The 2423-nt window shown below is 61.1% G+C and carries 3 protein-coding genes and 1 pseudogene; 3 read left to right on the top strand and 1 reads right to left on the bottom strand.

Annotated features, from left to right (window positions below; translation table 11 throughout):
- Positions 1–177 precede the first annotated feature (177 nt).
- From VSR68_RS42370 to VSR68_RS42360, 3 genes are all read left to right on the top strand, one after another.
- A complete protein-coding gene (locus VSR68_RS42370) occupies positions 178–402 on the top strand; it encodes a hypothetical protein (protein ID WP_342945361.1) in 225 nt (74 codons plus the stop codon).
- A 60-nt stretch (positions 403–462) separates the two neighbouring features.
- Complete coding sequence (locus VSR68_RS42365) at positions 463–693, top strand: hypothetical protein (RefSeq protein ID WP_090874122.1); 231 nt, start codon at positions 463–465, stop codon at positions 691–693.
- A gap of 293 nt (positions 694–986) precedes the next feature.
- Entirely contained in the window at positions 987–2039 is a 1053-nt protein-coding gene (locus VSR68_RS42360) for an alpha/beta hydrolase (RefSeq protein WP_342945360.1), read from the top strand.
- Positions 2040–2079: 40 nt separating this feature from the next.
- On the opposite strand, the pseudogene VSR68_RS42355 reads toward VSR68_RS42360, so the two are convergent.
- Positions 2080–2423: pseudogene (locus tag VSR68_RS42355) on the bottom strand (MFS transporter); the annotation flags it as partial.

The following is a 2423-nucleotide window of genomic DNA, read 5'->3' as shown; positions in this document are numbered from 1 at the left end:
GCGGCATTCGGCGGCGGCTTCGCCAGCCCGGCCGTGGTAGTGGCCCCCGTGACGCAAACCGACACGAAGGTTCAGATCCCGACGATCCAGAACTTCGGTGGCCTGCAGGCTGTGCTGTAAATCGCAACCGACTCGCTCTCTCTCAGTTCGCAATCAGTCCATTCAAGGAGATTCATCATGGCATCGCTGACCATCAAAGACCTCTCGCACAACGCAGAACTCTCCGCCAAGGCGCTCTCAGAAGTGCGTGGCGGCAGCAACTACAACGTCGGCAACGTCAACGCGGCATTCGGCGGTGGCTTCGCCAGTCCGGCCGTGGTAGTGGCGCCCGTGACGCAAACCGACACTAAGGTTCAGATCCCGACGATCCAGAACTTCGGCGGCCTGCAGGCTGTGCTGTAAGTAGCAAACGATTCACTCACCCCTTTCAACTCGTAACTGTTTCATCCAAGGAGATTCATCATGACTTCGCTGACCATCAAAGATATTTCGCATAACGAAGAACTGTCCGCCAAAGAACTTTCGGAAGTACGCGGCGGAAGCAACGTCAACGCCTTCAACACGAACGCGGCATTCGGCGGCGGCTTTGCCAGCCCGGCCATCGTCGTAGCACCTGTCACGCAGACGGAAACGAAGGTCGACATTCCGACGATCCAGAACTTCGGCGGCCTGCAGTTCGTCAAGGGCGCTTAAGCTCACTGCCTTGTCGGGGGAGCACGATTCGTTTGCGCCCAAAGGCGCAGAGGAGGCGGAGCTCCCCCCGCCGGATCAGTCAAAGGGCATCAGACCGCCGGTCCCGTGGGAACCGCGATTTGTACCCGAATGTATCTGGCCATGGATCAGATACATAACATCACAATAAGCCGGGTTCTCGACACATTGCAGATACCTTGGCGCGCTTTAATGCTTCCGTGACGGCGCTTCCTGTCGCCGCTCTATTCGACTACCTTCGAAGCACAAGCGCGTTCAACAACAAGGAGAGGCAAATGTCAGAGAGAATCGATTCACGTCGTCGCAGCTTCCTGGGCACAACGGCCCTTGCTTTTGCGGCTGCTCAGTTCGGCATGCTGGGTTCCGCGCATGCGCAGACCAATGTATCGAAGTCTGCGACTTTGCCTCCGGTGAAGCCGGGCAGCCATACGTCTTTCGCGTCGCTCAAGCAGATCGACGCCGGCCTGCTGAACGTCGGCTACGCAGAGGCGGGACCGGCGAGCGGACCTCCCGTCATTCTTCTGCATGGCTGGCCTTACGACATTCATAGCTTCGTCGATGTTGCGCCGCTGCTGGCATCGCGCGGTTATCGCGTGATCGTCCCATATTTGCGCGGCTACGGCTCGACACGTTTCCTTTCGCGCGACACGATGCGCAACGGACAACCCGCGGCTTTGGCAAGCGACATCACCGCATTGATGGACGCGCTCAACATCCAGCAAGCGGTACTCGCAGGCTTCGACTGGGGCGCGCGCACGGCCGATATCGTCGCGGCGCTATGGCCGGAGCGCTGCAAGGCGCTGGTGTCGGTGAGCGGCTATCTGATCAGCAGTCAGAAGGCCGGCACGATGCCGTTGCCGCCCGATGCAGAACTCCAGTGGTGGTATCAGTTCTATTTCGCAACGGATCGCGGACGCGCGGGCTATGAAAAGTACACACACGAGTTCGCAAAGCTGATCTGGCGGCTGGCCTCGCCGAAATGGAATTTCGACGACGCCACGTACAACCGCAGCGCGGCCGCCTTCGACAATCCGGACCATGTGGAGATCACCGTCCACAACTATCGCTGGCGGCAAGGACTCGCGGCGGGCGAGGCCCGCTACGACGAACTCGAGCAGCGGCTTGCCGCGGCGCCGACGATCGGCGTGCCGACAATCACGCTGGAGGGCGACGCCAACGGCGCGCCGCATCCGCCGTCGAGCGCCTACGCAGGGAAGTTCACGGGCAAGTACGAACACCGGACGATCACGGGCGGCATCGGCCATAACTTGCCGCAGGAAGCGCCACAGGCGTTTGCGCAGGCGGTAGTCGACGTCGACCGCTTCTGAACGCGAAACCGGTGCGGGGCCGCGCAACAGGCGGCCCACATTACGCGCGTTCCTTGACGACCGCGAGATAGGCCTTCTTGACGTTGACGCGTTTGCTGGCCTGACGGAGAACAGCAAGCGCTTCGGCGTGAGTGCCGACGGATGGGCCCGAGCCAAGCAGCGGCTTGCCCGCCGTCTCACGCAACGCGATCACCGACACGATGCCAATCAGCGACGCACCCATCAGGTAATAAGCGGGCATCATCTGGTTCCCAGTTCGATCGACGAGCCACGCTGCAACGAGCGGCGTCGTACCGCCGAACAGCGACACCGACACATTGAAGCCGATCGCAAGCGCGCCATAACGGATCTTCGTCGGAAAGAGCGCGGGCAGCGACGACGGCA

It is taken from the genome of Paraburkholderia phymatum (assembly GCF_038900715.1).
Taxonomy (GTDB): domain Bacteria; phylum Pseudomonadota; class Gammaproteobacteria; order Burkholderiales; family Burkholderiaceae; genus Paraburkholderia; species Paraburkholderia phymatum_A.
This window is presented reverse-complemented; position numbering and strand designations above follow the sequence as displayed.

Excerpts from the sequence above, each read along its gene's own strand:
- VSR68_RS42365 (WP_090874122.1), top strand. The coding sequence starts at position 463 with ATGACTTCGCTGACCATCAAAGATATTTCGCATAACGAAGAACTGTCC.
- VSR68_RS42370 (WP_342945361.1), top strand. The coding sequence starts at position 178 with ATGGCATCGCTGACCATCAAAGACCTCTCGCACAACGCAGAACTCTCC.
- VSR68_RS42360 (WP_342945360.1), top strand. The coding sequence starts at position 987 with ATGTCAGAGAGAATCGATTCACGTCGTCGCAGCTTCCTGGGCACAACG.